Below are 18,037 nucleotides of genomic sequence, written 5' to 3' on the forward strand. Positions count from 1 at the left end.
ATGTCACATGACAAGATTTTAAACGAACTCGGCGCCGAGTCGATGTCTTTCGAGACAGAACCGCCCCGCAATAGTTTGCAAGACGATATTAAAATGCCAGAAAGCCTGGATAAGCTTCTTGACAAATTCAAGACAGCCATTGTCTTTTCCAATGGGGCAAAATTCAAAACCCCTAAAAAGATGCCTATCGGCGATAAAGATGGCTTCGTATTCTTAGATGTAATATACGGACTGGCGCCGGACTCAAACAACATCTACTACAAAAATGAAATGTACTCGAACCAAATACGCGGTGATTTCTACACTTTTGGTGAGTCAGGTGGAGGAGATCAATTTTGCATTAGCAAAAACACACAAGAAGTATATTACTGGTATCACGAAGCAAAAGATGATGCATCTTCACTATTTCTAATTGCACCATCTTTTACTCATTTTTTCGAGCACCTCATACCTGACAATGATGAACCCAACTCAAAAGATGACGACGGAATAGTCAGCGCCGAGTTTAATTTTTAGAAAACCACAAAACAAAGTATCCATTCGGTTTTAGGGGTAATTTTCCAGGCTCGGATCCGTGGTGAATCACCCCTAATTTCCTGGCCACATGGCTCTTTTGATATTGACCGGCGAAGATCTAGCAAATGGTCCAGCAAAAAGAAGACAGATTTATTTTCAGGGTATAGAAAATAAATCTGGCTCCTTTTCTTTAGCCAATGCCGACTCTCTGACGGCATTACGCACGATAACAGCCACCTGTCAGGCGGTCGGCCGAGCAGCATTGACCTCACGATTCGCGCCTGACACGCACCTGTTCGCCGGTCTCCCACCCTTTGCCCTTGCGTACCTAAAACTTTGAAGCCAAGAGCAAGATAAGTATTGCAGATGCAGTCCAGAACCACTGCCAATCTGCCGTGCTCACTCCCGACTGTCAGATTTTTCTGAACTCAAATTGACCAAATCAGGCCAAAAACGTTAACTGTACATTCGTACAGTATCGGAAGTCGTGCGTCATGAGTTTTTCAATCCTAGGCCCCATCGCTGTGGGCGGTCGCAAACTGCCCCTCTGTCTATCCAGTGTACCTGCCGGATTTCCCTCGCCCGCTGCAGACCACATTGAAGCCCACATCTCGCTGGATGAGGTCCTAAATATCCGCGCACCGCATGTTTACCTTGTTTCCATCTCTGGGGACAGCATGCAAGGCGCCGGAATTTTTGAAGGCGATCTGGCCATCGTTGATCGCTCGATCGAACCTGCTCACGGAAATATCGTCGTCGCGCTGCTGAACAATGACCCCTTGTGCAAGCGCCTGTGCCTGCGCGGCAAAGAAGTGATTTTGCTGTCCGAGAACCCGAAATTTCCACCGCGCTATGTCCTCGAAAGCGACGAACTGACCATTTGGGGCGTCATCACCGGTAGCGTGCGCAGCCATGTCTAATGTCCCTGCCGTCTTCGCTCTCATCGACTGCAACAGCTTCTACGCCAGTTGCGAGCGGGTATTCCGCCCAGACTTGGCCAAGGTGCCGATCGTCGTACTTTCCAACAATGACGGATGCGTCATTGCCCGTAGTTACGACGCTAAGCCTTTCGTAAAAATGGGTGAGCCCTACTTCCAGATCAAACACAAACTCCGCCAACACGGGATCGTACCCTTCTCATCCAATTACGCACTTTACGGCGACATGAGCGAACGGGTGATGACCGTCATCGAGTCCTTGGTGCCTGCTGTTGAGGTCTACAGCATTGACGAGGCCTTTGCCGACCTCTCTGGTATTGAACAACTTGATTCGCTTGGACGGCAGATCCGTAGCCAGGTCATGCGCTGCACCGGCATCCCTGTGGGCGTAGGAATTGCGCACACCAAAACCTTGGCAAAGCTAGCCAATCACACAGCTAAACGCTTACAGGCCCAGACCGGGGGCGTGGTTAACATTTTCGATTCAGCCAAGCGCGACTGGGTGCTGCGCAATACCGACGTTGCTGAAGTATGGGGCGTCGGTCGACGGATGAAATTGCACTTGGAGGGTATGGGTATAAGAACTGCCATGGACCTTGCCAAGACAGATCCGTGGACGCTACGAAAGAAATTCAGTGTGGTGATAGAGAAAACTGCACGAGAACTCGCTGGCACGCCCTGTTTGGAACTGGACGAGCCTGATCCACCGAAGCAGGAAATTTGCTGTAGTCGGATGTTCGGTCAACGCCTCAAAGATCTTCCTCCAATCAAGGAAGCTGTGGCCACCTACATGCAGCGAGCCGCAGAGAAATTACGAGCCCAGCATTCGCTATGCAAGAAGATCCGGGTGAGCATTCGAACCGGTATGTTTAACCCGGAGGAAGCCAAATATGCCAACGGTGTCGTGGTCGACCTGCCCTACCCCTCAGACGATGTGAGATTGCTGACGAAATCGGCCGTTGACGCGCTCGATCATCTGTTCCGCCCAGGCTTCAATTACAGCAAAGCTGAAGTCCTATTGCTCGACCTCTGTCAGCCTGGCGAGTACACCGACGACCTTTTCGCGGTTTCTCAACCCGCAGATGCCACTAAGGTCATGACCGTTCTGGATCAGATCAATCAACGCTGGGGTAGAGGAACACTTCGCACGGCAAGTGTCCCGGCCAACCCAGCCTGGGCAATGCGTAGAGAAATGATGAGTCAGAGCTTCACCACCCGACTCGATCAGTTATGGAAAGTCTCGTGCCGTTAGAGGAAATACATGCAGGATCCGGCGTCTTTTGTGCGTTTCAGATTGTGTTCAAGGAACACACAATGACCTACTCATGCATTGTCGAACAGATGGCTAATGCGGCCAATGTTCTGCGCACTGGATTCCATATTGTCAAACATCGACGGCCTAGAAGCGGTGACCCTCGGCGAAATGCGTCTGTCCTCGTCGTCCAATTGAAGACAACAACACTGCTCTGATCTCTGATCCCCAGTCCGTCTACCCAGTCCGAGAAAAGCGACTGAATCTTAGCGCTCTCGGTCCTTTGCTCCCCCAAGTACAACGAATGGCAAAACTCTTCGTAGAGCGACGGTGATGTATTGGGCATGCACTGAGTCTGAAGGAGCCCGTGGACCACATTCGGACTCAATGCATGACCAGACTCACTTCCAACATCCCAGTGGACGATGAGCTCTGGGTATGCAGCTGGATGTAGAGCTTGTGCGACCTTTTCGTGCCACTTGCGCTGATCAGCCATGATCCGATCATAGAGTGCGGAAAACACCCGCCTATGCAGGGTCTCATCCACTGGGACATGGGTAGCGATGTCCATGATTAAAAACTCAATCGAACTGCCCAGATTATCCAGCCGCGTGCGCAGCGATTCATAACCCTTAGCATCTTTGATCTCTGAAGTGTTCAAGTGATCCTTCACTCCTATCTCCTGCCCTTTCTGTCTCAGTCGAAATGCTTTGCTGTCGTGCACCCAGCGAACGCGGCTGCAACGCTAGCAAAGACATGACCAAAAAAATGTAGGACGAGTTTGAGAGTTAAGTAGGAGTAGGCCCACTTCCATCCTTGCCGGACCGTCCATTTAGAGAATCCGACTAGCCCTGCTTCACGGTGGATTTCAACCTACAGATCGCGCCAAAACCCAACCATGATTCACTCATCACTTGGGTCGTAGCTGTTCACATTGGGCACTTGCAGATGCAGGCGCCCAAGCAAGTCAACCAACGTGTCGACCTCAGCCGGGGTCAGTCCGCTGAGCAGGCGCGACTCTCGCTCAAGTGCAACTTTGAGCACGCGGTCATGCAATTCCTTGCCGCTGGCCGTCAATCGCACGGTGTAACGCCGCGCGTCCTTGGGATCCAGCTGACTGGTGATCCGCCCCGCTGCTTCCAGCGTTTGCAATGAACGACTGACAGCGCTCTTGTCGAGACCGATCGCCTGACAGATTCGATTGGCGGTGATGTCGGATTCAACGGCGAGCATTGAAAGCATCCGCCATTCAACAACGCCGATGCCGAAGTGTTTGCGATAACACTGGGAAGCCCCGGTGGCGAGTTTGTTCGCCAGGAATGTCACCAGACCAGGTACATAACGCGACAGGTTCAGTTGTGTATCGGTAGCCATCGAGAAAACACCGTAGATCGAAGATCCTGCAATTTGGTTGACACCGCAACTAAATTATCTGAGGATTCACTCAGCCTGGCATTGCGGACAATGCGCCGCATGATACGCCGTAGCACAACCTCAAAAAAATAATTAACAGGTCTTGCTTATGAACCCTCGCCAACCGTGCCCTTCCCTGGCGCCCATGATTAGCCACTCCTCCTGCTTCTTCGCGCCTGGCTGATTCGTCACCCGCTCGCACCCTTTTTTGCCGTTCGTTTTTCAGCAGCCACTTCAATGTGGAGGGAGAAGTCATGCTTCAAGTCAACGTCACCCGCAAAGTCGTTGAGGCCGAAGGTATTTGCAGTTTTGAGCTGTGCGCAGCAGACGGCCGGCCGTTACCACCATTCAATGCCGGTGCTCACATCGACATCCATATTGCCGGCGGCCTCACCCGACAATACTCGCTGTGCAATGACTCCCGAGAGCGTCATCGCTACGTAATCAGTGTGCTGAAGGATCCCGCCTCCCGCGATATCCGGTAAGCATTGTGAATGAGCGCGAAGCATTACAGCGCTTCAAGGCTGCGGCCAGACCTTTCCTCAGCGACGTGCCTGATTCGGAATGGGACTGGCTGGCGCTGGCGCAGCATCATGGTCTGCCGACACGATTATTGGATTGGACGACAAACCCACTTGTTGCGCTGTATTTTGCAGTGGGCGAAATGATTGATGCCGACTGGCTGAAAAGAGAACAGTTGAGTACCGAAAAATTCAATGGCTCAGCCGCATTCTATGTCATGCGGGTCAAGCACCCGCCACTCGATACTTTTGCCTCACAGCCGTTCGAAAGCGACGGACTATTCTTCGCAAGTCATGTGACGCCGAGAATTTCTTCTCAAGGCGGGCTTTTCTCAATTCAACAGAATCCGTTTGAACCATTGAAATGGGGACGGATTACCAAGTACAGCATTCCTTTTGAGGCCAGGATGAACATGAAGCGGGAGCTTGCGCTTTACGGAATAACACATGCTTTCATTTACCCAGGGCTAGAAGGTATCGCTAAAGATCTCCAAGAGCGAATCAACAGTTTTCAATAGTTCGGAAAGCTGGGCGGTGAACGTCGCTGCAAGCACATCGCCGCGCCAGATATCCTCACGATATGACTGGCCTACGCAGCACTTCGAGAGGTTGCGCGCCGACGTTCTTTCAACACCAAGACGACGCCAGGGTAATACCGGCCTCGCTGGACATAGTTTTTGTCGCCCAGATTAGGGAAAACGAACGCGAAATCCTGATACTTCGCGTCTTTGCCCAAGCACCCCATTGTCTTTTCGAGCCATGGTTTCAGGAAACCTTCGACTTTCTTGGCGCAGATATCACCTTGCTTGCCTCCCTCAGGGATAATCTCACCGAGCGGAATCATCGGTACCACAAAAGTCGCAGCAAAGCGGTAATCTGCCTCTCCGACCTGCACATCACCAATATCGTCCCAGGCGGCACCCATCGCGTTGTAGGCGTATGAAAAACCATCGGATCGGCCTCCGATCGGCTGGTTGGCCTGTTTCGCTTCGAAGACGAAGCTCGCTTCAGGTGAGTTGACGAACAAGTCGCAACGCCCCTTTCTGAGCTTGTCGCCGTGATCGACGCCCGCCTCCAGTTTCCTTAAACGTTTTGATGTGGCGAACTCTTCCAGTGCGACCCATCCATCCATCGTCCAGGCAGCACCGGCCAATGTGCTGAGAATGGCGCGTTCGTTGTAGCTCCAAGGGTTATCAGGAAAGTGCCCCGTGTAGCGCTCGACCGCAGCAACCCATGCATCGAGTAAATAGCCCAGTTGTGGGCATTGTTGGTAAGTATTGACGCGCTTCCATGTTTTACTTTTTTGCACTACAGCCTCATTGCCAGTCATTGAAATTAAACAAACTGAACGTCAAATCTGCATCGTTGCATGTGCCCGATTTACGACCAATCACATCGTTGTCGATGTAATGCCACGCAATGATATCAAAGCGCCACAGCGCACTCGACAGTTAAAATACGCAACGGTTGGTTCAGTGATCGCTCGAGTTGGATACTCGCATTTCATTACCTCGTTCCTGCCCTACCTGAACTTCGTACCCGAATCGGCCATCGTCGCCCGCTATTTCCGATCTTGTTGGTACTCCCGAGGAGTACAACCAAACTCCCGTCGAAACACCGTGTGCAAATACTGCGCAGACTTAAACCCACAACTGCGCGCAACGTCGGCAATCACCGAATCAGCATTTTTCAAACCGCTGGTAGCCGCTGCCAGTTTGAAACGCAAAATCTCGTCATGCACGCTACAGCCTCGCTCGGTGCGGAAATGCGCTTCGAGTGATGAACGCGACACACCGACATACGCCGCCACCTGCGCCGTTTTGATGCCCTGGCAAGCGTATTGACGGATGAACAGCAGCGCTTGCATGACGTAGGGATTGCCCAAAAGCTGGTGCAAGCTCGACACCTGCACGTTGACCGCATCCGGCGGAATCAGGATCTGTGTACCGGTGGAAGGCATGCCGTGCAGCATCTGGTGCAGCAGTTGCGCGGCGGTACGGCCCATGGTTTCCGTGCCCTGTATCACCGAACTCAGAGGCACTCGAGTCAAACTGCGCGTCAGCGGGTCGTTGTCGATGCCAATCAATGCCACCTGCTCCGGCACGGCAATCCCGGCGGTCAGGCAGGCTTGCAGCAACTGGCGCGCGCGGGCGTCGCTGACGGCGATGATGCCAATGGGCTTGGGCAAGCTTTGCAGCCAGGCGATCAGTTGTTCGACGGCGCTGTCCCACAGCGGTGCGCTGGTGCCCATGCCGCGATAGATTTCGCCGTGCAGGCCATCGCGCTTCATCAGTTTGCGAAAAGCTTTTTCGCGCTCCTGTGCCCAACGATTGGCCTGCGCTTCCGGCAGGCTGAAGCAGGCAAAACGTTGCAGTCCTGCTTCGATCAAGTGCGTATAAGCCAGGTTGATCAGCGCGTTGTTATCGGTAGCGACGTAGGGAATCGCTTTCGGATAGGCGCGTTTATCCTCGTACGAGCCCCCTACTGCTACTACCGGCATCTGGATATCGGCCAGTGCCTCGCCAATCAGCGGGTCGTCGAAGTCGGCAATGATCCCGTCACCCTGCCAGCGCTCGATGCCTTTCAGGCGACAGAGAAAATCCTCTTCCAGGAACAAGTCCCAAGAAGCGCGAGTGCTGCTGAGGTAGTTGCCGATACCACTGATGATCCCACGGTCGTAGATCTTGCTGCCGTTGAACAACAGGGCGATGCGGTGAACAGGCGGTACGGTTTTCATTGTTTTTATACTTGTCCCAAACCCCTTGTCACAGAGGCGATTGGCACAGACTAGGCGCGTGGCCGAAGAAGCTCAATACGCAAAATCGCACCCCGTGTTGATGTTTTTCATAATCAGCAGGCGCAGGGCCGTTGCTAGTATCGAGACACCGCCAAGAACAACAAGGACAAGGTCCATGCAGTATTTTCCCGATGTCGAGCAGATTCGCTACGAAGGCCCGGATAGCGATTCTCCCCTCTCCTTTCGTCACTACGACGCCGACAAACTGATCCTCGGCAAACCCATGCGCGAACACCTGCGCATGGCTGCCTGTTACTGGCACACGTTCGTCTGGCTCGGTTCCGATGTGTTCGGCGCGGGGACGTTCAAGCGCCCATGGCAACACGCCGGCGATCCGATGGAAATGGCCATCGGTAAAGCGGCAGCCGCCTTCGAATTCTTCTCCAAACTGGGTATCGACTATTACTGCTTCCATGACACCGATGTCGCTCCGGAAGGCAGCTCTCTGAAGGAGTATCGCAACCACTTCGCGCAAATGGTTGATCACCTCGAGCAACACCAGGAGCAAAGCGGAATCAATCTGCTGTGGGGCACGGCCAATTGCTTCAGCAACCCGCGTTTCGCGGCAGGTGCCGCGAGCAATCCGGACCCGGAAGTGTTCGCCTGCGCCGCTGCTCAGGTGTTCAGCGCCATGAACGCGACCCATCGCCTGAAAGGCGCCAACTACGTGTTGTGGGGCGGCCGCGAAGGCTACGAAACCCTGCTCAACACGGACTTGAAACGTGAACGCGAACAGCTGGGCCGCTTCATGCGCATGGTGGTCGAGCACAAGCACAAGATCGGTTTTACCGGCGACCTGCTGATCGAGCCCAAACCGCAGGAGCCGACCAAGCACCAATACGATTACGACAGTGCCACCGTGTTCGGCTTTCTCCAGCAGTACGGGCTGGAGCACGAAATCAAGGTCAACATCGAGGCCAACCACGCGACCCTGGCTGGGCATAGTTTCCATCACGAGATCGCGACGGCCGTCTCCCTGGGGATTTTCGGCAGCATCGACGCCAACCGTGGCGATCCGCAAAACGGCTGGGACACCGACCAATTCCCCAACAGCGTCGAAGAAATGACCCTCGCCACCTATGAAATTCTCAAGGCCGGCGGCTTCAAGAATGGCGGTTTCAACTTCGACTCCAAGGTTCGCCGCCAGAGCCTCGATCAGATCGATCTGTTCCATGGCCACGTCGGCGCCATGGACGTTCTCGCGCTGTCTCTGGAACGCGCAGCGGCCATGGTCCAGAACGATGAGTTGCAACGGCTCAAGGATCAACGCTACGCCGGTTGGCAGCAGCCGTTCGGGCAGGCGGTGATGGCCGGTGACTTCAACCTTGAATCGCTGGCCGAGCACGCGTTCACCAACGAGTTGAACCCGCAAGCCGTCAGCGGCCGCCAGGAAAGGCTCGAGAACATCGTCAACCGGTTTATCTATCGCTGATCACACAGAGAGGTCTGCGGGCGCATCGACGCGGTGACATTTCTACGACAAATCTGTGCCTGCGGCGTCTGCGGATTCTCTACAGTTTTACCAGCCCGATAATCATCGTCAGGCCGTGTCTTTCCAACAACAATAAAAGGACGCCCCACATGAAGAACGTAAAACGCACGCTACTGGCAACTGCCCTGGCGCTGTTGTCACTGCCGGTGATGGCTGACGCTGCCCACCCGAAAATCGGTTTTTCCATTGATGACCTGCGTCTGGAACGCTGGTCGCGTGACCGTGATTATTTCGTCGCGGCGGCAGAAAAAATGGACGCCAAGGTCTTCGTGCAGTCGGCGGATGCCAACGAGCAGAAGCAGATTTCGCAGATCGAAAACCTGATTTCCCGGGGCGTCGATGTCATCGTCATCGTGCCGTTCAACGCCACGGTGCTGACCAACGCGGTGGCCGAAGCGAAGAAAGCCGGGATCAAAGTCGTCTCCTATGATCGTCTGATCCTCAACGCCGATGTCGACGCCTACATTTCCTTCGATAACGAAAAGGTCGGCGAGATGCAGGCCAGCGGCGTGCTGAATGCCGCGCCCAAGGGCAATTACTTTCTGCTCGGTGGTGCGCCCACCGACAACAACGCCAAGATTCTGCGTGAAGGCCAGATGAAAGTGCTGCAACCGGCCATCGACAAGGGCGAGATCAAGATCGTCGGCCAGCAGTGGGTGAAGGAATGGAACCCGACGGAGGCGCTGAGCATTGTTGAAAACGCGCTGACCCGTAATGACAACAAAATCGACGGCATCGTCGCCTCCAACGACGCTACGGCCGGAGGCGCGATCCAGGCACTGGCAGCGCAACAACTGGCCGGCAAGGTGCCGATTTCAGGGCAGGACGCTGACCTTGCCGCAGTCAAACGTGTGATCGCCGGCACGCAAACCATGACCGTGTACAAACCGCTGAAACTGATTGCCACCGAAGCGGCCAAGCTCTCGGTGCAACTGGCGCGCAACGAAAAACCCGCCTTCAGCTCGCAGTACGACAACGGCAGCAAAAAAGTCGACACCATCCTGCTCACGCCCACCCCGCTGACCAAGGACAACATCGACCTGCTCGAACAGGACGGCTTCTACACCAAGGCGCAAATTGCCGGGAAGTGATCCCATCACAACTCTGCGGTGATGCGAAAACCCTTGTGGGAGCGAGCTTGCTCGCGAAGACGGCAGCACATTCAGTATCGATGCCAGCTGAACCACCGCTTTCGCGAGCAAGCTCGCTCCCACAGGTTTCGTGGTGTGTGAGTCCTTGTTATACGAGTCCTGTCCATGTCCGACTATCTGCTGCAAATGAACGGCATCGTCAAAACCTTCGGCGGTGTCAAAGCGCTCAACGGCATCGACATCAAGGTCAGACCCGGCGAGTGCGTTGGCCTGTGCGGCGAGAATGGTGCCGGCAAGTCCACGCTGATGAAGATCCTTTCGGCGGTCTACCCCCATGGCACCTGGGACGGTGAAATCCTCTGGGACGGGCAACCGCTCAGGGCGCAATCGATCAGCGAAACGGAAGCCGCCGGTATCGTCATCATTCACCAGGAACTGACGCTGGTGCCCGATCTGTCGGTGGCCGAAAACATTTTCATGGGTCATGAATTGACGCTGCCCGGCGGACGCATGAATTACCCGGCGATGATCCACCGCGCCGAAGCGCTGATGCGCGAATTGAAAGTCCCCGACATGAACGTATCGCTGCCAGTTTCGCAGTACGGCGGCGGCTATCAACAACTGGTGGAGATCGCCAAGGCCCTGAACAAAAAGGCCCGCCTGCTGATCCTCGACGAGCCTTCATCAGCCTTGAGCCGTTCGGAAATCGAGGTGTTGCTGGACATCATCCGCGACCTCAAAGCCAAAGGCGTTGCCTGCGTCTACATCTCGCACAAGCTCGATGAAGTGGCCGCTGTGTGCGACACCATTTCGGTGATCCGCGACGGCAAACACATCGCTACCACCGCCATGGCCGACATGGACATTGCGCAGATCATCACGCAGATGGTCGGGCGGGAAATGAGCAACCTCTACCCCGCCGAACCACATGACATCGGCGAAGTGATTTTCGAGGCTCGGCACATCACCTGCTACGACGTCGACAACCCCAAGCGCAAACGGGTCGACGATATTTCCTTCGTGCTCAAACGCGGCGAAATCCTCGGCATCGCCGGGCTGGTCGGTGCCGGCCGCACTGAACTGGTGACCGCGCTGTTCGGCGCTTATCCCGGTCGCCATGAGGGCGAAGTCTGGCTGGACGGGCAACCCATCGACACGCGCACACCGCTCAAATCAATTCGCGCCGGCCTGTGTCTGGTGCCGGAGGACCGCAAACGCCAAGGCATCATTCCAGACCTGGGCGTCGGCCAGAACATCACCCTCGCCGTGCTGGACAACTATTCGAAACTGACCCGCATCGATGCCGAAGCCGAACTGGGCTGCATCGGTCAGGAAATCTCGCGCCTGCACCTTAAGACCGCCAGCCCTTTCCTGCCGATCACCAGCCTGTCGGGGGGCAATCAGCAAAAAGCCGTGCTGGCGAAGATGCTGCTGGCCAAGCCCCGAGTGCTGATTCTCGACGAGCCGACCCGAGGCGTGGATGTCGGCGCCAAATATGAAATCTACAAATTGATGGGCGCACTGGCCGCCGCCGGCGTGTCGATCATCATGGTTTCGTCGGAGTTGGCCGAAGTGCTCGGCGTATCCGATCGCGTGCTGGTGATCGGCGAAGGCCAGTTGCGCGGCGACTTCATCAATCATGAACTGACGCAGGAACAGGTACTCGCCGCCGCCCTCAGCCAGCCTGGCAGCCATAACAATAATGATCGGAAATCCGCGTAAATGAATCAGGTCAAACAACTGTTCACCCGCTACAAAATGCTCGCGCTGGTGTTTGCCGTGGTGCTGATCTGGCTGTTTTTCAGCTGGCAGACCGAGGGCGGATTCCTGACCCCGCGCAACCTGTCCAATCTGCTGCGGCAAATGTCGATTACCGGCATTCTTGCCTGCGGCATGGTGCTGGTGATCATCAGCGGCGAGATCGATTTGTCAGTCGGTTCATTACTCGGCCTGCTCGGTGGTCTTGCGGCGATTCTTGATGTGGTCTACCACATTCCGCTGCTGGCGAACCTGAGTCTGGTCGCCCTGTGTGGCCTGATGATCGGCCTCGCCAACGGCTACATGGCGGCTTATCTGCGCATACCCTCTTTCATCGTCGGCCTGGGCGGCATGCTGGCTTTTCGCGGGATTTTGCTCGGGGTTACCGGCGGCACGACGATCGCGCCGGTATCGCCAGAGCTGGTTTACATTGGCCAGGGTTACTTGCCCCATGCGATTGGCACCGGTCTGGGCATTCTGTTGTTTGCGCTGACCGTGTTCCTGACCTGGAAACAACGGCGCAATCGCGCCCTGCACGGCCTCGCGGCACATTCGTTGGTGCGTGATGTTATCCGCGTGTTGGTGATCGGCGCCGTGCTCGCCGGCTTCGTCCAGACGCTGAACAGCTACGACGGCATTCCCGTGCCGGTGTTGTTGCTGCTGATTCTGCTGGGCGTGTTCAGCTACGTCACCAGCCAGACCGTGTTCGGCCGCCGCGTCTATGCCGTGGGCAGCAACATGGAAGCGACGCGTCTGTCCGGGATCAATGTGCAGGCGGTTAAGCTGTGGATCTTCGGGATCATGGGCGTGATGTGCGCCCTCGCCGGCGTGGTCAACACCGCGCGCCTCGCCGCCGGTTCGCCTTCGGCCGGCAGCATGGGCGAACTCGATGCCATCGCCGCGTGCTTTATCGGCGGCACCTCGATGCGCGGCGGTTCCGGCACGGTCTACGGCGCCCTCCTCGGCGCGCTGGTCATCACCAGTCTGGATAACGGCATGTCGATGCTCGACGTCGACAGTTACTGGCAGATGATCGTCAAGGGCAGCATTTTGGTGTTGGCCGTATGGGTGGATGTGAGTACGCGGACCGGGCGACGTTAAGCCGTGGGGGTTTCGCCCCTCCGTACCTGGCCAGAGCTGATTTGTCGCGCCGCAAAGTCATACGATCTCTTTTATTTCTCAAGGCGCTGAAAGCCGGGCGTAGCGTGCTGCAGACCCGTGTTTACAGTGCATAGTTCTCTTGCCCGTCGCCGTCAGATACGGTACAAACCGGTTAGTTGTACGACAACATAATAAAAACCGGGTCGCCTTGAGCGGCTATCACTCTTGAGATCTGCCATGCCTCGCCCTACCGCTACGCAAACCGTTCCGCCGCCCTACCCTCGTTATCTGGCTGTGATCATCCTGTTGTGCATGGGCTGTGCGTTTGCCGGCAATCATGTGGCGGCGCGAGTCGCTTTTGATGATGGTGCGGGTGTGTTGCTGGCGATTTTGATGCGTTCCGGCGGGACCTTGCTGGTGCTCGCCATTCTGGTGCTGTGGCAAAGACAAAGCCCGCGCTTGCCGGCGGGTGCGTGGCGCTGGCAACTATTGCTCGGGTTGCTGATCACTGCGCAGAGTCTGTGCCTTTACTCTGCTGTCGCACGGGTGCCGGTGGCGCTGGCCCTGCTGGTGGCGAACGTATTCCCTATTCTGCTGGCATTGCTCACCTGGGCGCTGGGGGGCCAGCGACCGAGCGCACGCACTGCGACGTTAATGGGCTTGATTCTATTGGGTCTGGTGTTTGTGCTGGACGTGCCCGGGCGTCTTTCGACCACGACAGACGTCAGTGCGCAATGGCTGACGGGCGTCGCGCTCGCGTTCTGCGCCGCCAGCGTGTTCGCCTGCGCGCTGTGGATCACCGACCACAAATTGTCTCAGGTACGTGGCTCGGTGCGCAGTCTGCTGACCATTTTCATCGTGTTTAGCAGCGTCAACCTCGCAGGGCTGACGGGCGCCCTCCCTGGCGGACTGAACCTGCCCGCCACCTCGACCGGATGGCTGGCCCTCGCCACGCTGGTGGTGTTGTACGGCACAGGTTTTATCGTCCTGTTCATTTCTGTGCCTCGACTCGACATGCCGCGCAATGCGCCGGTCATGAACATCGAGCCATTGGCAACGCTGCTGATGGGTTGGATCGTGCTGGACCAGATGCTCAGCAACGGACAGATTCTCGGTGGCGTGATCGTGGTCACGGGCATCGTTTTGCTGACTTATCGTAAATCAGTGGTCAAGGCTGAGGTTAAAGCCAGTGCGTGAGGGTTTCTCTCCAGTGGTCAGGTTCGTGATTAACCCAAAGCAGTGTCGAGAAACATCATCACCCCAAAGCCGAGCATCAGTCCCAAGGTGGCCGGGGTCTCATGCCCGTTGCGATGGGTCTCGGGAATGACCTCATGGGAGACCACAAAAATCATCGCACCGGCTGCCAGACCGAGCGCTATGGGATATCCCAACGCAAAGCTGCTGGAAATACCCAGTCCGACAATGGCGCCAATGGGTTCCATCAACCCCGAACCCACCGCAATCAGCGCTGCGCGCAGTGCGGAGATGCCGGTTACGCGTAATGCCAGGGCGACTGCCAGACCTTCGGGAATGTCTTGAATGGCGATGGCAGTGGTCAGCGGCAGTCCCACCTTCATATCGCCGTTGGCGAAGCTCACGCCAATCGCCATGCCTTCCGGCAGGTTATGCAGTGTGATTGCCAGCACGAACAACCAGACACGATTGATGCGCTGCGCATCCGGCCCCCGGCGTCCGCTTTTCTCGTGTTCGTGAGGCACGAAACGATCAAGGCCGACCATCAGTGCAACGCCCAATCCCAATCCTGCAACGACGACGCAGGCTGCAAGCAACGGGTTACCGCAAAGCGCCTGAGCCGCTTCTATGCCAGGCAGAATCAGCGAAAACGAACTGGCCGCCAGCATCATTCCGGCAGCGAAGCCGAGCATGATGTCTTGGGTTCGGGCGGCGATATCGCGCAACGCGATCGCTACGACAGCGCCCATTGCCGTGGCAGCGAAGCCGGTCATGCCACCGATAAAGGCGAAGTACAGATTCTGTTTATTGGCCCCGACGAAGGCGCCATACCCGCTGATCAGCAGGAAGACTGTCACCCCGATCAGAATTGACCAGAAGATGCGTCCGCCCCACCCGGATCCTGAGAAACGGGCGAACCAGGAGCGAGGTGGCGCGCCTGATGAGGTCAACGGCTCGGGCATGGAAATCTCCTGTTTTGTTGAGTCGATCTTTTCAGCGGATCCAGATAACGACCGTACATGACCTCAATGGTAATCGTCTCCAGCGACTGCGCGCAGGTAGGCGACGTCTGCTTCTCTGCGCAGGTCGCGCCACTCGTCCCAGCTGAGTATGCCCAAGCGATCCATTTCATCCGATTGGCGCAGCAGTTCATCGTGATAGGCGTCTGGGCAGTCCATGCGCAGTTCAAGGTTTTCCAGTGCGCGTTGCCAGGCCGCCAACGCGAGTAATCTGGTTTCTTGTGCGAGTGTCAGTTGATTCTTGAACGCGTTCATTTCGCCCACCCCGAACATTTCCCGGTTGAGCGACCGATTTCGGGTTAGGTTCAAAATGTCTGACGAAAAGCGGATGACTGAAAGCTTTCTGCTGATGCGTCTACCCACCAATCCAGCTCATGGATTGGATAACGGTATGGGGCAATCGCCCCGCCACTCAATCGAGTGGTCGGGGCGATGTAGTTTCTTGCGTCAAGGCGCTATTAGGAAGCGTCAATCCAGATGGTCTTGATTTCAGTGTATTGGTCGTGCGCCCAGATCGACTTGTCGCGCCCGCCGAACCCCGACTCCTTGTAGCCGCCGAATGGCGTAGAGGCATCGCCCTCGCCGAAGCAGTTCACGGTGACAATCCCGGCGCGAATCCCGCGTGAGAGTTTCAGGGCATGGCGCAGGTTGCCGGTGTAAGCCGATGCCGCCAGGCCGTAGGCCGTGTCGTTGGCCAGCTCAATGGCTTCGTCAACGGTCTGGAACGTGGTGACGCTCAGCACCGGGCCGAAGATCTCTTCCTGGAACAAACGGCTATCGCGACTCACATCGTCAACGATGGTGGGCTCGACGAAGATGTCGTCGCGGGTGTTTCCGCCTACCAACACGCTGAGGTTTTCGTCGCGGGCAACGTCAAGGTAGGAACGGACTTTCTCGAAATGCGCCTTGCTGATCATCGAGCCCAAGCGGTTCTCAGGATCGAGTGGGTCGCCCATTTTCCAGTCGCCCAGATGCACCTGCACACGCTGCAACAGTTCATCCTTGACGTCGGCGTGCACGATCAGCCTCGATGAGGCCGAGCAGTTTTCCCCCATGTTCCAGAACGCGCCGTTCACCACGTGCTGAGCGACGAGGTCGATGTCTTCGACATCATTCATCACCACGGCCGGGTTCTTGCCGCCACATTCCAGCACGATGCGTTTGAGGTTCGATTCGCTGGAATACTTGAGGAACAGTCGCCCGGTGTCAGTTGAACCGGTGAAGCTGACCATGGCCACGTCCGGGTGACGCCCGAGTGGCTCGCCCGCCTCTTTCCCGCCCCCAGGCACGACGTTGAAGACACCGGCGGGAATCCCCGCCTGATGCGCCAGTTCGGCGACGCGCAAAGTGCTCAAGGTGGTTTCCTTGGCCGGTTTGACCACGATCGAGCAACCTGCGGCCAGCGACGGGCCGATTTTCCAGGCGAGCATCAGCAGCGGGAAATTCCAGGGCAGCACCAGGCCGACAACCCCGATCGGTTCGCGCACCACCATGGTCACCGCACCCGAGCCGACCGGCGCCGTAGCATCGTAGATCTTGTCGATCAGCTCAGCGTGCCAACGCAACGTGTGAATCGTTTCCGGTACGTCGATGTTCTGGCATTCACGAATCGGCTTGCCACTGTCCAGGCTTTCGAGCACCGCCAGTTCGTGGGCGTTGTCTTCCAGCAACTGGGCAAAGCGCAGCAATACCGATTTGCGTGCGGACGGCGCCAGTGAATGCCAGCGTGCGTCGGCGAAGGCTTCCTTGGCCGCTGCAACGGCGGTATCGACGTCGTCGGCATTGCACGCGGCAATCTCGGTCAATACCTGTTCGGTGGCCGGGTTGGTCGTGGTGAATGTCTTGCCTGAACGCGAGGCGCAAAACTGGCCGTTGATGAACGCTTGATTGCGAAATTCGAGCTTCGCAGCCAGTTCGAGGTATTGCTCTTTACTCAGCAGGTCTGCCATTTCAAGCCTCCTCGACGATACGCGCGACGTTTTTCTGAAGGGTTTTGATCACGCTTTCCAGCGCTTGCTTCTCGGAAGGCTCCAGCGCTTGCAGTGGCGCCCGGACCCCGCCGGCACGCAGGCCGCTAAGTTCGCTGCCATGTTTGATCGACTGCACGAACTTGCCGCTCTCGAGGAAATCCATCAACGGCAACATCGCTGACATGATCCGCCGTCCCTTATCGAAGTTCTTCTCCAGTACACAGGCTTCGTAGAGCGCAATGTGTTCGCGCGGGATGAAGTTCGAGCCGGCGCATACCCAGCTTCGCGCGCCCCAGGCGAAAAACTCCAGGGCCTGATCATCCCAGCCACAGGACAACTGGATCGACGGATGGGCGTGAGCCAGACGGTGCAGACGACTCATTTCGCCCGAACTTTCCTTGATAGCGGCGATGTTCTTGCAGCCGGCAATCGCTTCGAAAAACTCGTCGCCCATCGCCACGCCCATCCGCGACGGGTAGTTGTAAAGCATGATCGGCAGCCCGGCGGCCTTGTCCACGGCGAGCACGTGAGCAGCAATTTCCTTCTGCGTCGGCAACGCATACGGTGGCGAACCGACGAGGATGGCGTCCGCTTCGAGCGACTTGGCCTTTTCGGCGAAGTACACCGAGTCTTCGGTACGAATGCCGCCAGTGCCGATGACCAGAGGCAAACGCCCACGGATCACGTCGTTGGCGCGCTCGGCGACGGCCACGCGCTCCTCGGCGGTGTGCGCGTAATACTCGCCGGTGGAGCCGCCAATAACGATGCCGTGAACCTTGGACTCGATCAGATATTCGAGCACGTCGGAGAACGCCGAATAGTCGATCTGGCCATCAGCGGACAACGGGGTAATGGCAGGGGTAAAAATTCCGTCAAAGTTCATAGCGTTTTCTCCAGTGGTTCAATGTTCAATCCGTGCGCCCGACGGCATGCCGGGCAGACCGTGGTTATTGGCGGCGCAAGCCTTCGGGACGG

Annotated in this window: 16 protein-coding genes and 1 pseudogene; 10 read left to right on the top strand and 7 right to left on the bottom strand. The window is 56.6% G+C overall.

Annotated features, from left to right (window positions below; genetic code table 11):
- From ACZZ0G_RS26995 to umuC, 3 genes are all read left to right on the top strand, one after another.
- Positions 1 to 516: an SMI1/KNR4 family protein gene (locus ACZZ0G_RS26995; protein ID WP_463558262.1), complete on the top strand. Its 516-nt coding sequence runs from the start codon at positions 1 to 3 to the stop codon at positions 514 to 516.
- A gap of 494 nt (positions 517 to 1,010) precedes the next feature.
- Positions 1,011 to 1,436: a LexA family protein gene (locus ACZZ0G_RS27000; protein WP_463558263.1), complete on the top strand. Its 426-nt coding sequence runs from the start codon at positions 1,011 to 1,013 to the stop codon at positions 1,434 to 1,436.
- Positions 1,429 to 2,706, top strand: coding sequence for a translesion error-prone DNA polymerase V subunit UmuC (gene umuC / locus ACZZ0G_RS27005; RefSeq protein WP_463558264.1), 1,278 nt, complete (start codon positions 1,429 to 1,431; stop codon positions 2,704 to 2,706). The genes ACZZ0G_RS27000 and umuC overlap by 8 nt, the downstream gene beginning before the upstream one ends.
- Before the next feature lie 903 nt (positions 2,707 to 3,609).
- Here the strand turns inward: umuC and ACZZ0G_RS27010 are convergent.
- Positions 3,610 to 4,080, bottom strand: coding sequence for a MarR family winged helix-turn-helix transcriptional regulator (locus ACZZ0G_RS27010; protein ID WP_008077486.1), 471 nt, complete (start codon positions 4,078 to 4,080; stop codon positions 3,610 to 3,612).
- Positions 4,081 to 4,373: 293 nt separating this feature from the next.
- Between ACZZ0G_RS27010 and ACZZ0G_RS27015 the strand changes: the two are divergent.
- A pseudogene (locus tag ACZZ0G_RS27015) lies at positions 4,374 to 4,592 on the top strand (oxidoreductase); the annotation flags it as partial.
- Between the two features lie 17 nt (positions 4,593 to 4,609).
- On the top strand, positions 4,610 to 5,158 hold the full coding sequence (locus ACZZ0G_RS27020; RefSeq protein WP_463558265.1) for an FRG domain-containing protein: 549 nt from the start codon (positions 4,610 to 4,612) through the stop codon (positions 5,156 to 5,158).
- Positions 5,159 to 5,229: 71 nt separating this feature from the next.
- On the opposite strand, the gene ACZZ0G_RS27025 is transcribed toward ACZZ0G_RS27020, so the two are convergent.
- The gene (locus ACZZ0G_RS27025) at positions 5,230 to 5,949 is read right to left on the bottom strand and encodes a hypothetical protein (protein WP_463558266.1); all 720 of its coding nucleotides are present in this window, start codon (positions 5,947 to 5,949) and stop codon (positions 5,230 to 5,232) included.
- Positions 5,950 to 6,201: 252 nt separating this feature from the next.
- Positions 6,202 to 7,377 carry a XylR family transcriptional regulator gene (locus ACZZ0G_RS27030; RefSeq protein ID WP_463558267.1) on the bottom strand — a complete coding sequence of 392 codons (1,176 nt, stop codon included), beginning with the start codon at positions 7,375 to 7,377 and terminating at the stop codon, positions 6,202 to 6,204.
- A gap of 175 nt (positions 7,378 to 7,552) precedes the next feature.
- Here ACZZ0G_RS27030 and xylA point away from each other — a divergent pair, with 175 nt between their 5' ends.
- From xylA to ACZZ0G_RS27055, 5 genes are all read left to right on the top strand, one after another.
- Positions 7,553 to 8,869, top strand: a complete 1,317-nt coding sequence (gene xylA, locus ACZZ0G_RS27035; RefSeq protein ID WP_463558268.1) for a xylose isomerase — start codon at positions 7,553 to 7,555, stop codon at positions 8,867 to 8,869.
- A gap of 149 nt (positions 8,870 to 9,018) precedes the next feature.
- Complete coding sequence (xylF, locus tag ACZZ0G_RS27040; protein ID WP_463558269.1) at positions 9,019 to 10,020, top strand: D-xylose ABC transporter substrate-binding protein; 1,002 nt, start codon at positions 9,019 to 9,021, stop codon at positions 10,018 to 10,020.
- 165 nt (positions 10,021 to 10,185) lie between these two features.
- On the top strand, positions 10,186 to 11,742 hold the full coding sequence (gene xylG, locus ACZZ0G_RS27045) for a D-xylose ABC transporter ATP-binding protein (RefSeq protein ID WP_463558270.1): 1,557 nt from the start codon (positions 10,186 to 10,188) through the stop codon (positions 11,740 to 11,742).
- The gene (locus tag ACZZ0G_RS27050; protein WP_463558271.1) at positions 11,743 to 12,879 is read left to right on the top strand and encodes a sugar ABC transporter permease; all 1,137 of its coding nucleotides are present in this window, start codon (positions 11,743 to 11,745) and stop codon (positions 12,877 to 12,879) included.
- Positions 12,880 to 13,116: 237 nt separating this feature from the next.
- On the top strand, positions 13,117 to 14,076 hold the full coding sequence (locus tag ACZZ0G_RS27055) for an EamA family transporter (protein WP_463558272.1): 960 nt from the start codon (positions 13,117 to 13,119) through the stop codon (positions 14,074 to 14,076).
- A gap of 29 nt (positions 14,077 to 14,105) precedes the next feature.
- Here ACZZ0G_RS27055 and ACZZ0G_RS27060 read toward each other — a convergent pair whose 3' ends face one another.
- The 4 genes from ACZZ0G_RS27060 to ACZZ0G_RS27075 all read right to left on the bottom strand — a co-directional run bounded on the left by ACZZ0G_RS27060 (position 14,106) and on the right by ACZZ0G_RS27075 (position 17,945).
- Positions 14,106 to 15,035 (bottom strand): ZIP family metal transporter, encoded by a 930-nt coding sequence (locus tag ACZZ0G_RS27060; RefSeq protein ID WP_463558273.1) that lies wholly within the window; start codon positions 15,033 to 15,035, stop codon positions 14,106 to 14,108.
- A 63-nt stretch (positions 15,036 to 15,098) separates the two neighbouring features.
- A complete protein-coding gene (locus ACZZ0G_RS27065) occupies positions 15,099 to 15,347 on the bottom strand; it encodes a hypothetical protein (RefSeq protein ID WP_463558274.1) in 249 nt (82 codons plus the stop codon).
- 203 nt (positions 15,348 to 15,550) lie between these two features.
- On the bottom strand, positions 15,551 to 17,041 hold the full coding sequence (locus tag ACZZ0G_RS27070; protein WP_463558275.1) for an aldehyde dehydrogenase: 1,491 nt from the start codon (positions 17,039 to 17,041) through the stop codon (positions 15,551 to 15,553).
- 1 nt (position 17,042) lies between these two features.
- Positions 17,043 to 17,945 carry a dihydrodipicolinate synthase family protein gene (locus ACZZ0G_RS27075; protein ID WP_463558276.1) on the bottom strand — a complete coding sequence of 301 codons (903 nt, stop codon included), beginning with the start codon at positions 17,943 to 17,945 and terminating at the stop codon, positions 17,043 to 17,045.
- Between the last annotated feature and the right edge of the window lie 92 nt (positions 17,946 to 18,037).

Source organism: Pseudomonas sp. AC169 (assembly GCF_979258515.1).

What these genes read in the sequence shown, in the direction of transcription:
- ACZZ0G_RS26995 (WP_463558262.1), top strand. Translation starts at nt 1, where the DNA reads ATGTCACATGACAAGATTTTAAACGAACTCGGCGCCGAGTCGATGTCT.
- ACZZ0G_RS27000 (WP_463558263.1), top strand. Translation starts at nt 1,011, where the DNA reads ATGAGTTTTTCAATCCTAGGCCCCATCGCTGTGGGCGGTCGCAAACTG.
- umuC (WP_463558264.1), top strand. Translation starts at nt 1,429, where the DNA reads ATGTCTAATGTCCCTGCCGTCTTCGCTCTCATCGACTGCAACAGCTTC.
- ACZZ0G_RS27010 (WP_008077486.1), bottom strand. Translation starts at nt 4,080, where the DNA reads ATGGCTACCGATACACAACTGAACCTGTCGCGTTATGTACCTGGTCTG.
- ACZZ0G_RS27030 (WP_463558267.1), bottom strand. Translation starts at nt 7,377, where the DNA reads ATGAAAACCGTACCGCCTGTTCACCGCATCGCCCTGTTGTTCAACGGC.
- xylA (WP_463558268.1), top strand. Translation starts at nt 7,553, where the DNA reads ATGCAGTATTTTCCCGATGTCGAGCAGATTCGCTACGAAGGCCCGGAT.
- xylF (WP_463558269.1), top strand. Translation starts at nt 9,019, where the DNA reads ATGAAGAACGTAAAACGCACGCTACTGGCAACTGCCCTGGCGCTGTTG.
- xylG (WP_463558270.1), top strand. Translation starts at nt 10,186, where the DNA reads ATGTCCGACTATCTGCTGCAAATGAACGGCATCGTCAAAACCTTCGGC.
- ACZZ0G_RS27050 (WP_463558271.1), top strand. Translation starts at nt 11,743, where the DNA reads ATGAATCAGGTCAAACAACTGTTCACCCGCTACAAAATGCTCGCGCTG.
- ACZZ0G_RS27055 (WP_463558272.1), top strand. Translation starts at nt 13,117, where the DNA reads ATGCCTCGCCCTACCGCTACGCAAACCGTTCCGCCGCCCTACCCTCGT.
- ACZZ0G_RS27060 (WP_463558273.1), bottom strand. Translation starts at nt 15,035, where the DNA reads ATGCCCGAGCCGTTGACCTCATCAGGCGCGCCACCTCGCTCCTGGTTC.
- ACZZ0G_RS27065 (WP_463558274.1), bottom strand. Translation starts at nt 15,347, where the DNA reads ATGAACGCGTTCAAGAATCAACTGACACTCGCACAAGAAACCAGATTA.
- ACZZ0G_RS27070 (WP_463558275.1), bottom strand. Translation starts at nt 17,041, where the DNA reads ATGGCAGACCTGCTGAGTAAAGAGCAATACCTCGAACTGGCTGCGAAG.
- ACZZ0G_RS27075 (WP_463558276.1), bottom strand. Translation starts at nt 17,945, where the DNA reads ATGAACTTTGACGGAATTTTTACCCCTGCCATTACCCCGTTGTCCGCT.